Origin of the sequence: Klebsiella sp. I138, from assembly GCF_051131765.1 — a bacterium.
GTDB lineage: Bacteria > Pseudomonadota > Gammaproteobacteria > Enterobacterales > Enterobacteriaceae > Klebsiella.
In genome coordinates this window covers 4,083,656-4,101,809 of record NZ_CP180447.1, presented here as the reverse complement: position 1 = coordinate 4,101,809, position 18,154 = coordinate 4,083,656, and the positions used below count along the sequence as shown (strand labels likewise).

Sequence of the window (18,154 nt, the reverse complement as noted above, 5' to 3'; positions counted from 1 at the left end):
TTAACTATGAATATGAAAAAACTGGCGACCCTGGTCTCTGCTGTGGCTCTAAGCGCAACCGTCAGCGCAAACGCGATGGCGAAAGATACCATTGCCCTGGTCATCTCAACGCTGAATAACCCGTTCTTTGTTTCCCTGAAAGAGGGCGCACAGAAAGAAGCAGACAAGCTGGGCTACAACCTGGTGGTGCTGGATTCGCAGAACAACCCGGCGAAAGAGCTGGCGAACGTGCAGGATTTAACGGTGCGTGGTGCGAAGCTGCTGCTGATTAACCCGACTGATTCTGATGCGGTCGGTAATGCCGTGAAGATGGCTAACCAGGCGAAGATCCCGGTTATTACTCTTGACCGTCAGGCAGCAAAAGGTGACGTCGTCAGCCATATCGCTTCTGATAACGTGCTGGGCGGTAAGATGGCCGGCGACTACATTGCGAAGAAAGCCGGTGAAGGTGCGAAGGTCATTGAACTGCAAGGTATTGCAGGGACTTCCGCGGCTCGTGAACGTGGTGAAGGCTTTAAGCAGGCTGTTGCCGCGCACAAATTTGATGTTCTGGCCAGCCAGCCGGCGGACTTTGACCGTACCAAAGGTCTGAACGTCATGCAGAACCTGCTGACCGCACATCCTGATGTGAAAGCGGTGTTTGCTCAGAATGATGAAATGGCGCTGGGTGCGCTGCGTGCATTACAAACGGCGGGCAAATCTGATGTGATGGTGGTTGGATTTGACGGCACTCCGGATGGCGAAAAAGCAGTAAATAGTGGCAAACTGGCAGCGACTATCGCTCAGTTGCCAGAGCAGATCGGCGTGAAAGGCGTGGAGACTGCTGATAAAGTGCTGAAGGGTGAGAAAGTGGATGCCAGCTATCCGGTTGAGCTGAAGCTGGTCATTAAGCAGTAATATGCGATTCGAGCCGGAAACGGTTCGAGGGACAACATAAAAAAGAAAAGCAGGGCATGCGCCACCGGAGTCCGGTGGCGCGCTTTCCCGGGAACAGAAATAATGAAAACCGCAGGCAAACTTGTCGTCCTTGGCAGTATCAATGCCGATCACATTCTTAACCTTGAATCTTTCCCGACGCCGGGTGAAACCGTCACCGGTCATCACTATCAGGTGGCGTTCGGCGGTAAAGGGGCGAACCAGGCCGTCGCCGCCGGGCGAAGCGGCGCAGATATTGCGTTTATTGCCTGTACCGGCGATGACGATATCGGCGAGCGCGTTCGTCGCCAGCTCGAGCGCGATAACATCGATGTTGCGCCAGTGCGTGCGGTAAAAGATCAATCGACCGGCGTAGCGCTGATCTTTGTTAACGCTGAAGGTGAGAATGTCATCGGTATTCATGCCGGAGCCAATGCGGCGCTCTCAGTGGCGCAGGTTGAGGCCGAAAAAGCGCGTATTGCAGGTGCGCAGGCGCTGCTGATGCAGCTGGAGTCACCTCTGGAAAGCGTGCTGGCGGCGGCGAAAATCGCGCATCAGCATCAAACTACCGTTGTACTGAACCCTGCACCGGCCCGGGAGCTGTCAGATGAGCTGCTTTCGCTGGTGGATATCATTACGCCTAACGAAACCGAAGCGGAAAAGCTGACCGGCATCCGCGTTGAAAACGATGACGATGCGGCGAATGCGGCCCGTGCGCTGCATCAAAAAGGCATTGGTATCGTCATGATTACGCTCGGCAGCCGGGGTGTATGGGTCAGCCAGGAAGGAGAAGGCCGTCGGATTGCTGGTTTTAAAGTTCAGGCTATCGATACTATTGCCGCGGGGGATACCTTTAATGGGGCCGTTGTGACAGCCTTACTGGAAGGTACCGCGCTGGACGACGCGATCCGTTTTGCCCATGCTGCCGCTGCCATTGCCGTTACCCGTAAAGGCGCACAGCCTTCCGTACCATGGCGCGAAGAAATCGACGAGTTTTTACGTCAACAGGGGTAACGTTTGGCTACCATGAAGGATGTAGCCCGCGAAGCGGGCGTTTCCACTTCAACAGTTTCTCACGTCATTAATAAAGATCGCTTCGTCAGTGAAGCGATCACGGCCAAAGTTGATGCGGCGATTAAAAACCTTAACTATGCGCCGTCTGCGCTGGCGCGCAGCCTCAAATTAAACCAGACCCGGACCATTGGCATGCTGATAACCGCCAGTACCAACCCGTTTTATTCGGAGCTGGTGCGCGGCGTGGAACGCAGCTGCTTTGAGCGCGGCTATAGCCTGGTGCTGTGTAACACCGAAGGCGATGAGCAGCGTATGAACCGCAATCTTGAGACGCTGATGCAAAAACGCGTCGACGGCCTGCTGCTGCTGTGTACCGAAACGCATCAACCTTCGCCAGAAATTATGCAGCGCTATCCGTCAGTGCCAACGGTCATGATGGACTGGGCGCCGTTTGACGGGGATAGCGATCTGATTCAGGACAACTCGCTGCTGGGTGGTGATATGGCGACCCAGTATCTGATTGATAAAGGATATACCCGCGTGGCCTGTATTGCCGGACCGTTGGATAAAACGCCATCGCGCCTGCGGCTGGAGGGGTATCACGCTGCGATGGCCCGCGCCGGGCTTCCGGTCATGGCCGGTTATGTCATTACCAGCGATTTCGAATTTGGCGGCGGATTTAGCGCCATGCAAAAGCTGCTGGCCTTACCAGAGCGGCCGCAGGCGGTATTCGTCGGTAACGATGCGATGGCGGTTGGGGCGTATCAGTCGCTTTATCAGGCCGGGCTACGTATCCCGCAGGATATGGCGCTGGTGGGGTATGACGATATCGAACTGGCGCGTTATATGACGCCGCCGCTGACCACTATTCATCAGCCGAAAGATGAGCTCGGCGAACTGGCCATCGACGTGCTGATTCACCGCATGGCCGATCCGGGGCAGAAGCAACAGCGCGTTCAGCTTACCCCGGAACTGGTCATTCGCGGCTCTGTTTAACGTGAGTGTCGTTCCTTAATCAGGTTGCGGCCATCTTTCGCTCTTAACAGCATAAATGTCAGCGCTGATACCACGGTAATCACCCCCATCGTAATAAAGGTGTAGTGGAACTGCTCGACGGTATTGGCGCTGTCGAATCCTTCATAAAAACGCAGAACGGCCGCGCTAATGGCAACCCCGAGGCTAATTGACAGCTGCTGGGTCACGGCCAGCAGGCTATTGCCGCTACTGGCGTTATCATCGGTCAAGTCAGCCAGCGTGATGGTATTCATCGAGGTGAACTGGGTGGACATGGCCATCCCCAGAACAAACAGCGGCAGCAATAGCATCCAGATTGGCATTTCAGGAGACTGGAAAGAGAACTGGGCGATCATCAGGCCGATAAAAATCGTCACTCCTACCAGGGTTTTCCGATAGCCGAGCCAGCGTAAAATCTGAGTTACGGTTGATTTCGCGATAATCGAACCGATGGCGGTAGGGGCTATCATGCATCCCGCGACAATTGCCGGATAGCCAAATCCGACCTGCAGCATCAGCGGCATCAGAAACGGCACGCACCCGGTCCCCAGACGTGTTGCCAGATTACCGGCAATGCCGACAGAAAAGGTGCGCGTCTTAAATAAAGAAAGCGAGATCAGCGGAGTCGGGTGGCGTCGCGCGTGGCGGATATAGGCCAGCAGTAAAATAACGCTGAGGGCGATGACCGAAAGAGCCATCCAGGTTGCTACGATTTTCTCGCCAAACAGTTCTATTCCGCTGGAAAACAGCACCAGGCTCAGGCCAAACAGCAGGAAGCCGGTAGTATCGAAGCGCCGGCGCGGCGTGGTGAAGTCAGGCATATATTTACGTGCATAAAATATCCCGATAATGCCGATAGGAATGTTAATGAGGAAAATCCAGTGCCAGCTGGCCCAGGTGACCAGCACCCCACCGAGTACCGGCCCAAGAATCGGGCCAACAAGTCCGGGCATGGTGACGAAGTTCAGTACGGGGAGTAGCTCACTGCGTGGGTAGGCTCTTAATAATGCCAGGCGCGCCACCGGCATCATCATGGCACCGCCGATCCCCTGAATCACGCGAAAGATAACCAGCTCCATCAAGGAACCGGAAAGGGCACAGGCGAGTGAACCGAGAGTAAACAGGCCGACGGCAATCATAAACACCTTGCGAGTGCCAAAGCGATCGGCTAACCAGCCGCTGACCGGGATAAGCATAGCGACTGTTAATGTATAGCTGATGATGGCGGACTGCATGGCCAGCGGTGAACGGTTGAGACTGTGCGCAATGGCTGGAAGGGCTGTGTTTAGAATGGTGGCGTCCAGCGCCTGCATAAAAAAGGCCATGGCTGCAATCCACGGCAGTCCGGCCATACTGCGCCCTTTCTTTTCACTCATGCGGTACCCTTGTTATTTGCCTGAATGGTTTGGCGCGTTCAATAACGTCTGGCAGGCGTTAAGCGCTCGTGAGCCGTCGCTATCCTGAATCGCGTCAACAATGGCCTGGTGGAGATCCAGCTTCACCACTTCGTTCTGGGTAATAGAAGTGAAGTAAGTGTGGTAAACCGAATGGAACAGAGAAGCAAAGGCTATCAGGAATGGGTTGCCGCTCATTTCATAGATGTGCTCATGCCAGGCCATATCCACTTCTATCCAGCGTTCGCGTAGAAACTGTCTTTTTAACTGACTCATCTCTTCCATTAAGGTGTTGAGCTGAGCCTTTTGCTCAGCGCTACCTGACGTGGCTGCCAGAAAACAGGCCTGAGGCTCCAGGCTACTGCGCATAACAAGGAAATGGCTTACCACCTCTTCAAAGTTATCTTCCGTTAGCCACCATGAGAGCAGCTCTTTATCGAGAAAATTCCAGCTACTGCGTGGCATCACTCGTGTACCGATGCGCGGGCGTGGTAACAACATCCCTTTTGCAGTGAGTGTCTTGACCGCTTCGCGTACCGCGGTGCGACTTACACCGAACTGTTCACCCAGTTCCATTTCGCCGGGCAGAATGCTTTCAGGCTGGTATTCGCCGGTCAGGATTTTTTGAGCCAGTTTCTCCGCTAATACCCAGGAGATGTTCTTTTGTGCCGCCAGTTGCTGTGCGCTTAAAGACATAGATGCCGTTCCTTTCTCTTTTTTTACTGTATCAGTATGCCACCAGGTGGACCGTTTCGTTGGTTTAAACGGCAAAACGCTGGTTTTTTGCCACGTTTCACGCTGCTTTGGTGAAAAAAGAGACGGTTGAAAAGTTTTTTTAAAACAGGGCTTGTCAACGTCTCAGAACTCCCTATAATGCGCCTCCACTGACACGGAACAACGGCTTACAGGCCGCCGGGTTAGCGGGGTTCAGCGATGAACACCAACAGAGAAAAGCAAAAATAAATGCTTGACTCTGAATGAGGAAAACGTATTATACGGGACCTCGCGACAGAGCGCTCAGCGCCGTCGCACTGCTCTTTAACAATTTATCAGACAATCTGTGTGGGCACTCAAAGTGACATGGATTCTTAACGTCCTCGGACGAAAAATGAATACCAAGTCTCTGAGTGAACACGTAATTCATTACGAAGTTTAATTCACGAGCATCAAACTTAAATTGAAGAGTTTGATCATGGCTCAGATTGAACGCTGGCGGCAGGCCTAACACATGCAAGTCGAGCGGTAGCACAGGAGAGCTTGCTCTCTGGGTGACGAGCGGCGGACGGGTGAGTAATGTCTGGGAAACTGCCTGATGGAGGGGGATAACTACTGGAAACGGTAGCTAATACCGCATAACGTCGAAAGACCAAAGTGGGGGACCTTCGGGCCTCATGCCATCAGATGTGCCCAGATGGGATTAGCTAGTAGGTGGGGTAATGGCTCACCTAGGCGACGATCCCTAGCTGGTCTGAGAGGATGACCAGCCACACTGGAACTGAGACACGGTCCAGACTCCTACGGGAGGCAGCAGTGGGGAATATTGCACAATGGGCGCAAGCCTGATGCAGCCATGCCGCGTGTATGAAGAAGGCCTTCGGGTTGTAAAGTACTTTCAGCGAGGAGGAAGGCATTAAGGTTAATAACCTTAGTGATTGACGTTACTCGCAGAAGAAGCACCGGCTAACTCCGTGCCAGCAGCCGCGGTAATACGGAGGGTGCAAGCGTTAATCGGAATTACTGGGCGTAAAGCGCACGCAGGCGGTTTGTTAAGTCAGATGTGAAATCCCCGGGCTCAACCTGGGAACTGCATTTGAAACTGGCAAGCTTGAGTCTTGTAGAGGGGGGTAGAATTCCAGGTGTAGCGGTGAAATGCGTAGAGATCTGGAGGAATACCGGTGGCGAAGGCGGCCCCCTGGACAAAGACTGACGCTCAGGTGCGAAAGCGTGGGGAGCAAACAGGATTAGATACCCTGGTAGTCCACGCTGTAAACGATGTCGACTTGGAGGTTGTTCCCTTGAGGAGTGGCTTCCGGAGCTAACGCGTTAAGTCGACCGCCTGGGGAGTACGGCCGCAAGGTTAAAACTCAAATGAATTGACGGGGGCCCGCACAAGCGGTGGAGCATGTGGTTTAATTCGATGCAACGCGAAGAACCTTACCTACTCTTGACATCCACGGAATTTAGCAGAGATGCTTTAGTGCCTTCGGGAACCGTGAGACAGGTGCTGCATGGCTGTCGTCAGCTCGTGTTGTGAAATGTTGGGTTAAGTCCCGCAACGAGCGCAACCCTTATCCTTTGTTGCCAGCGGTTCGGTACTGGGAACTCAAAGGAGACTGCCAGTGATAAACTGGAGGAAGGTGGGGATGACGTCAAGTCATCATGGCCCTTACGAGTAGGGCTACACACGTGCTACAATGGCATATACAAAGAGAAGCGACCTCGCGAGAGCAAGCGGACCTCATAAAGTATGTCGTAGTCCGGATCGGAGTCTGCAACTCGACTCCGTGAAGTCGGAATCGCTAGTAATCGTGGATCAGAATGCCACGGTGAATACGTTCCCGGGCCTTGTACACACCGCCCGTCACACCATGGGAGTGGGTTGCAAAAGAAGTAGGTAGCTTAACCTTCGGGAGGGCGCTTACCACTTTGTGATTCATGACTGGGGTGAAGTCGTAACAAGGTAACCGTAGGGGAACCTGCGGTTGGATCACCTCCTTACCTGAAAGAACCTGCCTTTGTAGTGTCCACACAGATTGTCTGATGAAAAGTAAATAGCAAGGCGTCTTGCGATTGAGACTTCAGTGTCCCCTTCGTCTAGAGGCCCAGGACACCGCCCTTTCACGGCGGTAACAGGGGTTCGAATCCCCTAGGGGACGCCACTTGCTGGTTTGTGAGTGAAAGTCGCCGACCTCAGTATCTCAAAACTGATTCTCCGGAATCATGTTTGAGATATTTGCTCTTTAAAAATCTGGATCAAGCTGAAAATTGAAACGACACACTGTTTCCTTTCTCCGTAATAAGAAAGGAAAAATGGTGTGTTCGAGTCTCTCAAATTTTCGCAATGCGAACTGTTTTACGAAACAGTTTCGGGTTGTGAGGTTAAGCGACTAAGCGTACACGGTGGATGCCCTGGCAGTCAGAGGCGATGAAGGACGTGCTAATCTGCGATAAGCGTCGGTAAGGTGATATGAACCGTTATAACCGGCGATTTCCGAATGGGGAAACCCAGTGTGTTTCGACACACTATCGTTAAGTGAATACATAGCTTAACGAAGCGAACCGGGGGAACTGAAACATCTAAGTACCCCGAGGAAAAGAAATCAACCGAGATTCCCCCAGTAGCGGCGAGCGAACGGGGAGCAGCCCAGAACCTGAATCAGTTTGTGTGTTAGTGGAAGCGTCTGGAAAGTCGCAGGGTACAGGGTGATACTCCCGTACACTAAAATGCACATTCTGTGAGTTCGAAGAGTAGGGCGGGACACGTGGTATCCTGTCTGAATATGGGGGACCATCCTCCAAGGCTAAATACTCCTGACTGACCGATAGTGAACCAGTACCGTGAGGGAAAGGCGAAAAGAACCCCGGCGAGGGGAGTGAAAAAGAACCTGAAACCGTGTACGTACAAGCAGTGGGAGCCTCTTTTATGGGGTGACTGCGTACCTTTTGTATAATGGGTCAGCGACTTATATTCTGTAGCAAGGTTAACCGTATAGGGGAGCCGCAGGGAAACCGAGTCTTAACTGGGCGTTAAGTTGCAGGGTATAGACCCGAAACCCGGTGATCTAGCCATGGGCAGGTTGAAGGTTGGGTAACACTAACTGGAGGACCGAACCGACTAATGTTGAAAAATTAGCGGATGACTTGTGGCTGGGGGTGAAAGGCCAATCAAACCGGGAGATAGCTGGTTCTCCCCGAAAGCTATTTAGGTAGCGCCTCGTGAACTCATCTTCGGGGGTAGAGCACTGTTTCGGCTAGGGGGTCATCCCGACTTACCAACCCGATGCAAACTACGAATACCGAAGAATGTTATCACGGGAGACACACGGCGGGTGCTAACGTCCGTCGTGAAGAGGGAAACAACCCAGACCGCCAGCTAAGGTCCCAAAGTCATGGTTAAGTGGGAAACGATGTGGGAAGGCACAGACAGCCAGGATGTTGGCTTAGAAGCAGCCATCATTTAAAGAAAGCGTAATAGCTCACTGGTCGAGTCGGCCTGCGCGGAAGATGTAACGGGGCTAAACCATGCACCGAAGCTGCGGCAGCGACACTATGTGTTGTTGGGTAGGGGAGCGTTCTGTAAGCCGTTGAAGGTGGCCTGTGAGGGTTGCTGGAGGTATCAGAAGTGCGAATGCTGACATAAGTAACGATAAAGCGGGTGAAAAGCCCGCTCGCCGGAAGACCAAGGGTTCCTGTCCAACGTTAATCGGGGCAGGGTGAGTCGACCCCTAAGGCGAGGCCGAAAGGCGTAGTCGATGGGAAACAGGTTAATATTCCTGTACTCGGTGTTACTGCGAAGGGGGGACGGAGAAGGCTATGTTAGCCGGGCGACGGTTGTCCCGGTTTAAGCATGTAGGCGGAAGGTTTAGGTAAATCCGGACCTTTATTAAACGCTGAGGTGTGATGACGAGGCACTACGGTGCTGAAGTAACAAATGCCCTGCTTCCAGGAAAAGCCTCTAAGCATCAGGTAACATCAAATCGTACCCCAAACCGACACAGGTGGTCAGGTAGAGAATACCAAGGCGCTTGAGAGAACTCGGGTGAAGGAACTAGGCAAAATGGTGCCGTAACTTCGGGAGAAGGCACGCTGATGGTAGGTGAAGTGACTTGCTCACGGAGCTGAAATCAGTCGAAGATACCAGCTGGCTGCAACTGTTTATTAAAAACACAGCACTGTGCAAACACGAAAGTGGACGTATACGGTGTGACGCCTGCCCGGTGCCGGAAGGTTAATTGATGGGGTTATCCGTAAGGAGAAGCTCTTGATCGAAGCCCCGGTAAACGGCGGTCGTAACTATAACGGTCCTAAGGTAGCGAAATTCCTTGTCGGGTAAGTTCCGACCTGCACGAATGGCGTAATGATGGCCAGGCTGTCTCCACCCGAGACTCAGTGAAATTGAACTCGCTGTGAAGATGCAGTGTACCCGCGGCAAGACGGAAAGACCCCGTGAACCTTTACTATAGCTTGACACTGAACATTGAGCCTTGATGTGTAGGATAGGTGGGAGGCTTTGAAGTGTGGACGCCAGTCTGCATGGAGCCAACCTTGAAATACCACCCTTTAATGTTTGATGTTCTAACGTAGACCCGTGATCCGGGTTGCGGACAGTGTCTGGTGGGTAGTTTGACTGGGGCGGTCTCCTCCTAAAGAGTAACGGAGGAGCACGAAGGTTAGCTAATCCTGGTCGGACATCAGGAGGTTAGTGCAATGGCATAAGCTAGCTTGACTGCGAGCGTGACGGCGCGAGCAGGTGCGAAAGCAGGTCATAGTGATCCGGTGGTTCTGAATGGAAGGGCCATCGCTCAACGGATAAAAGGTACTCCGGGGATAACAGGCTGATACCGCCCAAGAGTTCATATCGACGGCGGTGTTTGGCACCTCGATGTCGGCTCATCACATCCTGGGGCTGAAGTAGGTCCCAAGGGTATGGCTGTTCGCCATTTAAAGTGGTACGCGAGCTGGGTTTAGAACGTCGTGAGACAGTTCGGTCCCTATCTGCCGTGGGCGCTGGAGAATTGAGGGGGCTGCTCCTAGTACGAGAGGACCGGAGTGGACGCATCACTGGTGTTCGGGTTGTCATGCCAATGGCATTGCCCGGTAGCTAAATGCGGAAAAGATAAGTGCTGAAAGCATCTAAGCACGAAACTTGCCCCGAGATGAGTTCTCCCTGACTCCTTGAGAGTCCTGAAGGAACGTTGAAGACTACGACGTTGATAGGTCGGGTGTGTAAGCGTAGCGATACGTTGAGCTAACCGATACTAATGAACCGTGAGGCTTAACCTTACAACGCCGAAGCTGTTTTGGCGAAGAGACGAAATTGATTTTCAGCCTGATGACAGATTATTCACTGCGCAGAGATGCGGGGTGGAAACAGAATTTGCCTGGCGGCAATAGCGCGGTGGTCCCACCTGACCCCATGCCGAACTCAGAAGTGAAACGCCGTAGCGCCGATGGTAGTGTGGGGTCTCCCCATGTGAGAGTAGGGAACTGCCAGGCATCAAACAAGTAAGAAGCCCATCCTGACGGATGGGCTTTTTGCGTTTTTTCCGGTACTGCCGGGTAGCCCGGACAAGGCGCCGCGCGCCGCCTCCGGGAAATATCACCGAAAAGCAGTCATTAAGCTTCTGCCAGCCACCGTTGGATAAACGCCGCGATCTGTGGAATGTTGTTTAAATCTAATTGTGGAAGTGAAGTTTCAATCAACGTATCACTGGCTACCGCAATGGTGTGATCGTCCAGAACAAGATCGTCTACACAATGCCCGCCGTTTTGCCGAAAAAGTAGGATCTTGGCGACTGGTTCATGCTTAAACCCTTCAACCAGGACTAAATCCAGCTTTGATGCATCCATTCTGCTAACCAGCCAGGCCAAATCCAGTTCTTCTTCATCCGGCGTTTCCGTCATTAGCGCCCAGCGTTGGGCACTGGCGACAATTGTCTGAGCGGCTCCGGCTTTACGCAACTCATAGCTGTCTTTACCTGGTTTATCGACGTCCATATTATGATGAGTATGTTTGATCAAACCGGGACGCAGACCAGCTGCACATAATGCAGGGATCAGTTTTTTCAGTAGCGTTGTTTTACCGGTACCGCTCCAGGCGGAAATAGCGAGAACGGGGATCATGGTTACTCCTGTATGTTCTGCAAGTCATCAAGGGTATTAACGTTAATAAATGCCGACCTGACATCGCTAAAATCGACGTGATGTCCGCCGCTATTGCGCATAAAAACCATCACTCGTCGTTCGCCTGCAGCAAGATAAGCCGCCAGATCGGGTATTAAACGTCTATGCATCAGGGTAATCGCCGGATGATCGCGTTCCCCGTCGTATACCCAGACCACCGGGGCGGTTTTTTTTTGCTGTATAAAGCGCTCAACCAGGAATGTGGGAATAAACGGCGTATCACACGGACAAAAGAGATACCATTCGCTATCCATCTGCTGCATCACGGATAGCATGCCAGCCAATGGGCCCGGGAAATCGGATAGACTGTCGGTATAGACCGGATACCCGCTTGCGTACCAGCGTTCAAGATTACGATTGGCACTGATAGCCAGGCTCGTCACCTGAGGAGACAGCGCTTCAGCAACATGTTGCCACAATGGCTTACCATTGAGCAGCTGTAATCCTTTATCCGCTCCCCCCATCCGCGTGGCCCTTCCGCCTGCCAATACAACGCCGGTTATGACTTCGCCCTGCGTATCCATATCGCCTCTTTCATTGTGGGATTGACCCTGTTAACTTGTCCCTATCAAGAGTAAGGAGCATGACCATGAAATGTAAACGTCTGAATGAAGTAATTGAACTCCTCCAGCCAGCCTGGCAGAAAGAGCCGGAGCTGAATCTGATGCAATTCTTGCAGAAACTGGCAAAAGAGGCGGGTTATGACGGTGAACTGACCGATCTTTCCGACGATATCCTGATATATCATCTGAAAATGCGTGATTCGGCTAAAGAAGCCGTTATTCCCGGGATTCAGAAGGATTACGAAGAAGATTTTAAAACGGCCTTACTGCGCGCGCGCGGCGTGATTAAAGAGTAAAAGGTTGTAAGTGCTGCCGCGGAACGAGTTATGAGATGATATCCTGAACTATTCCTAAGATTATCGGATGTCAGGATGCACGATAAGGCTTTTAATTTTCAGACGCTAAACCCGGATACCATCATCGATGGGCTATTCGATCTGGGGATGCGGGTGGACTCCGGGCTCACCCCGCTTAATAGCTATGAAAACCGCGTTTACCAGTTTCAGGACGAAGACCGCCGCCGTTACGTGGTGAAGTTCTATCGTCCTGAACGTTGGTCTGCCGAGCAGATCCTCGAAGAACACCAGTTTACCCTCCAGCTTAAACAGGATGATGTTCCTGTTGCCGCGCCATTATTGTTTAATGACAACACGCTTCACCAGCATCAGGGCTTCTATTTTGCCGTGTTCCCAAGCTTAGGTGGGCGCCAGTTTGAATCTGATAACCTCGATCAAATGGAGTCCGTCGGTCGCTATCTGGGGCGTTTGCACCAGACCGGGCGCAAAGAGCGTTTTGTCGCACGCCCAGAGATTGGCGTGAATGAGTATTTGCTCGCGCCGCGTGATGTTTTTGAACACTCAACGCTGATACCCTCAGGCCTGAAGAAGGATTTCCTTCGTGCAGCAGATAAGCTGATTGCCGCCGTTATAGCGCAATGGCACGGGAATGCGGATATTCTGCGCCTGCACGGCGATTGTCACGCCGGTAATATCCTCTGGCGCGATGGCCCACTTTTTGTCGATTTAGATGATGCCCGCAACGGTCCGGCAATTCAGGATCTCTGGATGCTGCTGAACGGTGACAAAGCCGAGCAGCGAATGCAGCTGGAGATGATCGTTGAAGCTTATGAAGAATTCAGTCCGTTCAATTCGGACGAAATTGCCCTCATCGAACCTTTACGCGCCATGCGGTTAGTCTATTATCTGGCATGGTTGCTCAGGCGCTGGGAGGATCCTGCTTTCCCCATTAATTTCCCATGGCTTACCGGGGAAGATTACTGGCGCGGGCAGACAGCAACTTTTCTTGAGCAGGTGAAGGTTCTGCAAGAACCCCCTCTTCAGTTAACGCCAATGTATTAATCTGATATTTCCAGGAGAGACGTAAAAATGAAAAAAATTTGGCTGGCGCTGGCTGGTATGATTCTGGCTTTCAGCGCTTCTGCTGCCCAGATCACCGACGGTAAGCAGTACATCACCCTTGATAAGCCCGTAGCCGGTGAGCCTCAGGTCCTTGAATTCTTCTCGTTCTACTGCCCGCACTGCTATCAGTTTGAAGAAGTGCTGCACGTTTCTGATAACGTGAAGAAAAAACTGCCGGAAGGCGTGAAAATGACCAAATACCACGTTGAATTCCTGGGGCCTTTGGGTAAAGACTTAACCCAGGCGTGGGCAGTAGCGATGGCGCTGGGCGTGGAAGATAAGATTACTGTGCCGATGTTTGAAGCGGTGCAGAAAACTCAGACCGTACAGACCGTTGCCGACATTCGCAAAGTCTTCGTTGATGCCGGGGTGAAAGGTGAAGACTACGATGCGGCATGGAACAGCTTCGTGGTGAAATCACTGGTTGCTCAGCAGGAAAAAGCCGCCGCTGACCTGCAGCTGCAGGGTGTACCGGCGATGTACGTCAATGGTAAATATCAGCTGAACCCGCAAGGGATGGATACCAGCAATATGGACGCATTTGTCGCCCAGTATGCGGATACCGTTAAGCAGTTGGTTGAGAAGAAGTAAAAGAAACGCCGGTCAGTGACCGGCGTTTTTGCTTTCTGGTTTAACTCTCTTCACGCTCTTCCTGTCGCATGATTTCCGTCAGCTGACGATCCTTCTCTTCCCACAGCTCATTTAACCACCGCTGGAAACGACGCTTAAAGTTTTTGTCATTGACGTAATCACCGTGCAGGTCTTCCGCCACGGGAACCAGGTTAACGCGGACAACAATACGCGTCAGCCGACCGCTCAGCATGTCATAAAATGGCCGTTGGTTGTTTTCCGGATAGCAAAGCGTCACGTTCAGTAGCTTATCGAACTGCGAACCAAGAACATTCAGAGCCATCGCGATACCCGCAGCCTTCGGTGGCAATAAATTGCGGAATGGCGAACGGGTCTGGCTCTGCTTTTCTTCGGTAAAACGTGAGCCTTCAACAAAATTGACGATGGTTGTTGGGTGCGAGCGAAATTTCTCGCAGGAGCGGCGAGTGGTTTCAACGTCTTTACCACGACGCTCCGGATGGCGAATTAAATAGCCCCTCGAGTAACGACGCATATAGGGCATATCCAGCGCCCAGCAGGCAAGCCCGATAAAAGGCACCCACGCCAGCTGTTGTTTGAGGAAATACTTATTCATGGGGATATGCTTGCGGAACAGCACGCAGAGCACCACGATATCTGCCCAGCTATGATGATTGCTGATGAGCAGATACCAGTTTTTCTTGCTCAGCCCCTCGAGCCCTTGCACGTCCCACTTCAGTCCAGGGTTAAGGTACAGCAGCAGCGCCAACCCTTCACACCAGCAATACATCATGAAATTACAGAAACGGGAAATCACACGCCACACCGCAGGAATGGGGACAAGAAGTTTAATCAGCCCGGCGAGAATTATCGGTACGGAACAGATAATCGTCACCAGGATGGTAAGGGCGATACTCAGCGGAAGTATTATCGCAGCGAGTAATCTCGACATAGTTAGTTTATTCAGAAAGTTAGGCTGATAAAGAGGGCAGTTAAACCGTGCAAGAGGCTGATTTTACCAGAAAACGCAGCAAATGACGGGTCTTACCAGAACAGAAAAAGTGGCGGATCTTATATCCACATGGAACATTGAGTCATTAGAAGGGTATTAAAAACAAGGATCAATAATTAACTTGCTGATAAATAAACTTTAATTATGTTTTCTGATATTTTATTTCATGCGTGACAGCTATCCTTATAAAACTATGCACAAAGTTATCCACAGATATCATTGCCGCACGATCGACCGGATCAACGAATCTTTTTGGTGAAATGCGGGAAAAATTCAGGTTTTCAGGCCTGTCTGTGGCATCCTTTACCCATAATCTGATAAACAGGCACGGAAATTATGGTTCAGATCCCAGAAAACCCTCTCATCCTCGTTGACGGCTCCTCCTACCTTTACCGGGCGTATCACGCTTTCCCGCCGCTGACCAACAGCGCCGGTGAGCCGACCGGGGCAATGTACGGCGTGCTGAATATGCTGCGAAGCCTGATCCTTCAGTATCAACCGACTCATGCCGTTGTGGTCTTTGATGCCAAAGGGAAAACCTTCCGTGACGAACTGTTTGAGCATTACAAATCCCACCGCCCGCCGATGCCGGACGATCTGCGGGCGCAGATCGAACCTTTGCATACCATGGTGAAGGCGATGGGGCTGCCACTAATGGCTGTGCCTGGCGTTGAAGCGGACGATGTTATTGGAACTCTGGCGCGTGAAGCGGAAAAAGCGGGCCGTCCGGTGCTAATCAGTACCGGTGATAAAGATATGGCGCAGCTGGTCACGCCGGGTATTACCCTGATTAATACCATGACCAATACGATCCTTGGCCCGGATGAAGTGGTCACAAAGTATGGCGTTCCGCCGGAGCTGATTATCGACTTCCTTGCGCTGATGGGCGACTCCTCAGATAACATTCCAGGCGTACCCGGTGTGGGTGAGAAAACGGCTCAGGCGCTGCTGCAGGGGCTGGGAGGGTTGGATACGCTATATGCCGAGCCCGAAAAAATTGCTGGCTTGAGTTTCCGCGGTGCCAAAACGATGGCGGCGAAGCTGGAGCAGAATAAAGAAGTCGCTTACCTCTCGTATCAGCTGGCTACCATTAAAACCGATGTTGAGCTGGATCTGAGTTGTGAAGAGCTGCACGTGCTGCCACCGGCTGCGGATGAGCTACTGGTACTGTTTAAAAAATATGAATTTAAGCGCTGGATCACCGATGTGGAATCCGGGAAGTGGATGCAGTTAAAAGGCGTGAAGCCAACGGCAAAACCGGCAGAATCAGCGGCGGCAGCTGTGGAGGAAGAGACCGAGGTAACGGCAACGCTGTCTGCGGAAAACTACGTCACTATTCTTGATGAACAGACGTTGATCAAATGGATTGCGAAGTTGAAAAAAGCGCCGCTGTTTGCGTTTGATACGGAAACGGACAGCCTCGATAACATCTCAGCCAACCTGGTCGGCCTGTCGTTTGCTATTGAGCCTGGCCTGGCGGCCTATGTTCCGGTTGCACATGATTATCTCGATGCACCGGATCAGGTTTCTCGTGAACGCGTGCTGGAACTGCTTAAGCCCCTGCTGGAAGATGAAAATCTGCTGAAGGTCGGGCAAAACCTGAAATATGACCGCGGGATTCTGGCGAACTATGGCATTGAGCTTCGCGGCATCGCTTTCGACACCATGCTGGAGTCCTACATTCTGGACAGCGTGGCGGGTCGCCATGATATGGATAGTCTTGCTGACCGCTGGCTGAAGCATAAAACCATCACCTTCGAAGAGATCGCCGGTAAAGGTAAAAATCAGCTCACCTTCAACCAGATAGCGCTGGAAGAGGCGGGCCGCTATGCGGCGGAAGATGCTGATGTAACTCTGCAGCTGCACCAGAAGATGTGGCCAAAGCTGCAGCAGTTTGAAGGACCACTGAACATCTTTAAACATATTGAGATGCCGCTGGTGCCGGTGCTGTCTCGCGTGGAGCGCAACGGTGTCAAAATCGATCCGGCCGTGCTGCATGCCCATTCGCAGGAGATAGCCAAACGCCTGATCGAGCTGGAACAGAAAGCCTACGAGATTGCGGGCGAAGAGTTTAATCTCTCTTCTCCCAAGCAGCTACAAACGATCCTGTTTGAAAAACAGGGGATTAAGCCACTGAAGAAAACGCCGGGCGGCGCGCCATCAACTTCCGAAGAAGTGCTCGAAGAGCTGGCGCTGGATTATCCGTTGCCGAAGGTCATTCTTGAATATCGCGGGCTGGCGAAGCTGAAATCGACCTACACCGACAAGCTGCCGCTGATGATTAACCCTAAAACCGGTCGCGTACATACCTCTTACCACCAGGCGGTAACGGCGACGGGGCGTCTCTCGTCCACCGATCCTAACCTGCAGAATATTCCGGTGCGTAACGAGGAAGGGCGTCGTATTCGCCAGGCGTTTATTGCGCCGCCGGAGTATCTCATCGTCTCTGCCGACTACTCGCAAATTGAGTTGCGTATCATGGCGCACCTGTCGCGTGATAAAGGCCTGCTGAACGCGTTTGCTGAAGGCAAAGATATCCACCGCGCGACGGCGGCAGAAGTCTTTGGCCTGCCGCTGGAGAGCGTCAGTAACGAACAGCGCCGAAGTGCCAAGGCGATTAACTTTGGTTTGATTTACGGTATGAGCGCATTCGGCCTCGCCCGACAGCTTAATATTCCGCGCAAAGAAGCGCAGAAATACATGGACCTCTATTTTGAGCGCTATCCGGGCGTACTGGATTATATGGAACGCACCCGCGCACAGGCGAAAGAGCAGGGCTATGTTGAAACGCTGGATGGCCGCCGCCTCTATCTTCCGGACATCAAATCCAGCAACGGCGCCCGTCGTGCCGGTGCCGAACGTGCGGCGATCAATGCCCCGATGCAGGGTACGGCGGCAGACATTATCAAACGTGCGATGATCGCCGTCGATGAATGGCTGCTGACCGAGAAACCTCGCGTGCGAATGATCATGCAGGTGCACGATGAATTAGTCTTTGAAGTGCACAAAGACGACCTCGATGCGGTGGCGAAGAAGGTGCATGAGCTGATGGAAAACAGTACGACTCTGGCGGTACCGCTGCTGGTGGAAGTGGGAAGCGGGGAAAACTGGGATCAAGCGCACTAACTATTCAGTTGATAAGGCGATTTTCTGTAAGTAAGCAACATAACTTATAGCGTTTTGTGATGATCATTTGAATTTGCTATGTAAAGAGTGAAAAAAAACTACAAAAAGTGCTTTCTCCCTAATCGAAAGAAGAGTAGAGTTAATCTCGTAGGGTACAGAGGTAAGATGTTCTATCTTTCAGACCTTTTACTTCACGTAATCGGATTT

12 protein-coding genes, 1 tRNA gene and 3 rRNA genes are annotated in these 18,154 nt (G+C 52.2%); 11 read left to right on the top strand and 5 right to left on the bottom strand.

Annotated elements, in window-relative coordinates:
- Positions 1 to 6: 6 nt before the first annotated feature.
- The 3 genes from rbsB (at position 7) to rbsR (ending at position 2,925) form a co-directional block, all read left to right on the top strand.
- Entirely contained in the window at positions 7 to 897 is an 891-nt protein-coding gene (gene rbsB / locus ACMYSK_RS19150) for a ribose ABC transporter substrate-binding protein RbsB (protein ID WP_434637802.1), read from the top strand.
- A 99-nt stretch (positions 898 to 996) separates the two neighbouring features.
- Complete coding sequence (gene rbsK, locus ACMYSK_RS19145; RefSeq protein ID WP_434644213.1) at positions 997 to 1,929, top strand: ribokinase; 933 nt, start codon at positions 997 to 999, stop codon at positions 1,927 to 1,929.
- 12 nt (positions 1,930 to 1,941) lie between these two features.
- Positions 1,942 to 2,925 (top strand): ribose operon transcriptional repressor RbsR, encoded by a 984-nt coding sequence (gene rbsR, locus ACMYSK_RS19140; RefSeq protein WP_434644211.1) that lies wholly within the window; start codon positions 1,942 to 1,944, stop codon positions 2,923 to 2,925.
- On the opposite strand, the gene mdtD is transcribed toward rbsR, so the two are convergent.
- Positions 2,922 to 4,319, bottom strand: coding sequence for a multidrug transporter subunit MdtD (gene mdtD, locus ACMYSK_RS19135; RefSeq protein WP_434637800.1), 1,398 nt, complete (start codon positions 4,317 to 4,319; stop codon positions 2,922 to 2,924). The two genes, rbsR and mdtD, sit on opposite strands and share 4 nt — an antisense overlap.
- 12 nt (positions 4,320 to 4,331) lie before the next feature.
- On the bottom strand, positions 4,332 to 5,033 hold the full coding sequence (locus tag ACMYSK_RS19130) for a FadR/GntR family transcriptional regulator (RefSeq protein WP_434637798.1): 702 nt from the start codon (positions 5,031 to 5,033) through the stop codon (positions 4,332 to 4,334).
- A 478-nt stretch (positions 5,034 to 5,511) separates the two neighbouring features.
- Here ACMYSK_RS19130 and ACMYSK_RS19125 point away from each other — a divergent pair.
- From ACMYSK_RS19125 to rrf, 4 genes are all read left to right on the top strand, one after another.
- Positions 5,512 to 7,055, top strand: a 16S ribosomal RNA gene (locus tag ACMYSK_RS19125).
- 85 nt (positions 7,056 to 7,140) lie between these two features.
- A tRNA-Glu gene (locus ACMYSK_RS19120) sits at positions 7,141 to 7,216 on the top strand.
- A gap of 218 nt (positions 7,217 to 7,434) precedes the next feature.
- Positions 7,435 to 10,340 (top strand): 23S ribosomal RNA (locus ACMYSK_RS19115).
- 97 nt (positions 10,341 to 10,437) lie between these two features.
- Positions 10,438 to 10,553, top strand: a 5S ribosomal RNA gene (gene rrf / locus ACMYSK_RS19110).
- Together the 16S, 23S and 5S rRNA genes with 1 tRNA gene alongside form the textbook arrangement of a ribosomal RNA operon.
- 120 nt (positions 10,554 to 10,673) lie before the next feature.
- Here the strand turns inward: rrf and mobB are convergent.
- Both mobB and mobA read right to left on the bottom strand, forming a co-directional pair.
- Positions 10,674 to 11,180, bottom strand: a complete 507-nt coding sequence (gene mobB, locus ACMYSK_RS19105) for a molybdopterin-guanine dinucleotide biosynthesis protein MobB (protein ID WP_434637797.1) — start codon at positions 11,178 to 11,180, stop codon at positions 10,674 to 10,676.
- Between the two features lie 2 nt (positions 11,181 to 11,182).
- Positions 11,183 to 11,764 carry a molybdenum cofactor guanylyltransferase MobA gene (mobA, locus tag ACMYSK_RS19100; protein ID WP_434637795.1) on the bottom strand — a complete coding sequence of 194 codons (582 nt, stop codon included), beginning with the start codon at positions 11,762 to 11,764 and terminating at the stop codon, positions 11,183 to 11,185.
- 65 nt (positions 11,765 to 11,829) lie between these two features.
- Here mobA and ACMYSK_RS19095 point away from each other — a divergent pair, with 65 nt between their 5' ends.
- From ACMYSK_RS19095 to dsbA, 3 genes are all read left to right on the top strand, one after another.
- Positions 11,830 to 12,099, top strand: a complete 270-nt coding sequence (locus ACMYSK_RS19095) for a YihD family protein (RefSeq protein ID WP_132731766.1) — start codon at positions 11,830 to 11,832, stop codon at positions 12,097 to 12,099.
- Positions 12,100 to 12,174: 75 nt separating this feature from the next.
- Positions 12,175 to 13,161: a serine/threonine protein kinase gene (locus tag ACMYSK_RS19090; protein WP_434637793.1), complete on the top strand. Its 987-nt coding sequence runs from the start codon at positions 12,175 to 12,177 to the stop codon at positions 13,159 to 13,161.
- Between the two features lie 27 nt (positions 13,162 to 13,188).
- On the top strand, positions 13,189 to 13,812 hold the full coding sequence (gene dsbA, locus ACMYSK_RS19085) for a thiol:disulfide interchange protein DsbA (protein WP_434637791.1): 624 nt from the start codon (positions 13,189 to 13,191) through the stop codon (positions 13,810 to 13,812).
- Positions 13,813 to 13,852: 40 nt separating this feature from the next.
- Here the strand turns inward: dsbA and ACMYSK_RS19080 are convergent, their stop codons facing one another.
- Complete coding sequence (locus ACMYSK_RS19080; protein ID WP_434637789.1) at positions 13,853 to 14,761, bottom strand: acyltransferase; 909 nt, start codon at positions 14,759 to 14,761, stop codon at positions 13,853 to 13,855.
- Between the two features lie 396 nt (positions 14,762 to 15,157).
- Here ACMYSK_RS19080 and polA point away from each other — a divergent pair, with 396 nt between their 5' ends.
- Positions 15,158 to 17,947, top strand: coding sequence for a DNA polymerase I (polA, locus tag ACMYSK_RS19075; protein ID WP_434637787.1), 2,790 nt, complete (start codon positions 15,158 to 15,160; stop codon positions 17,945 to 17,947).
- Positions 17,948 to 18,154: the final 207 nt, after the last annotated feature.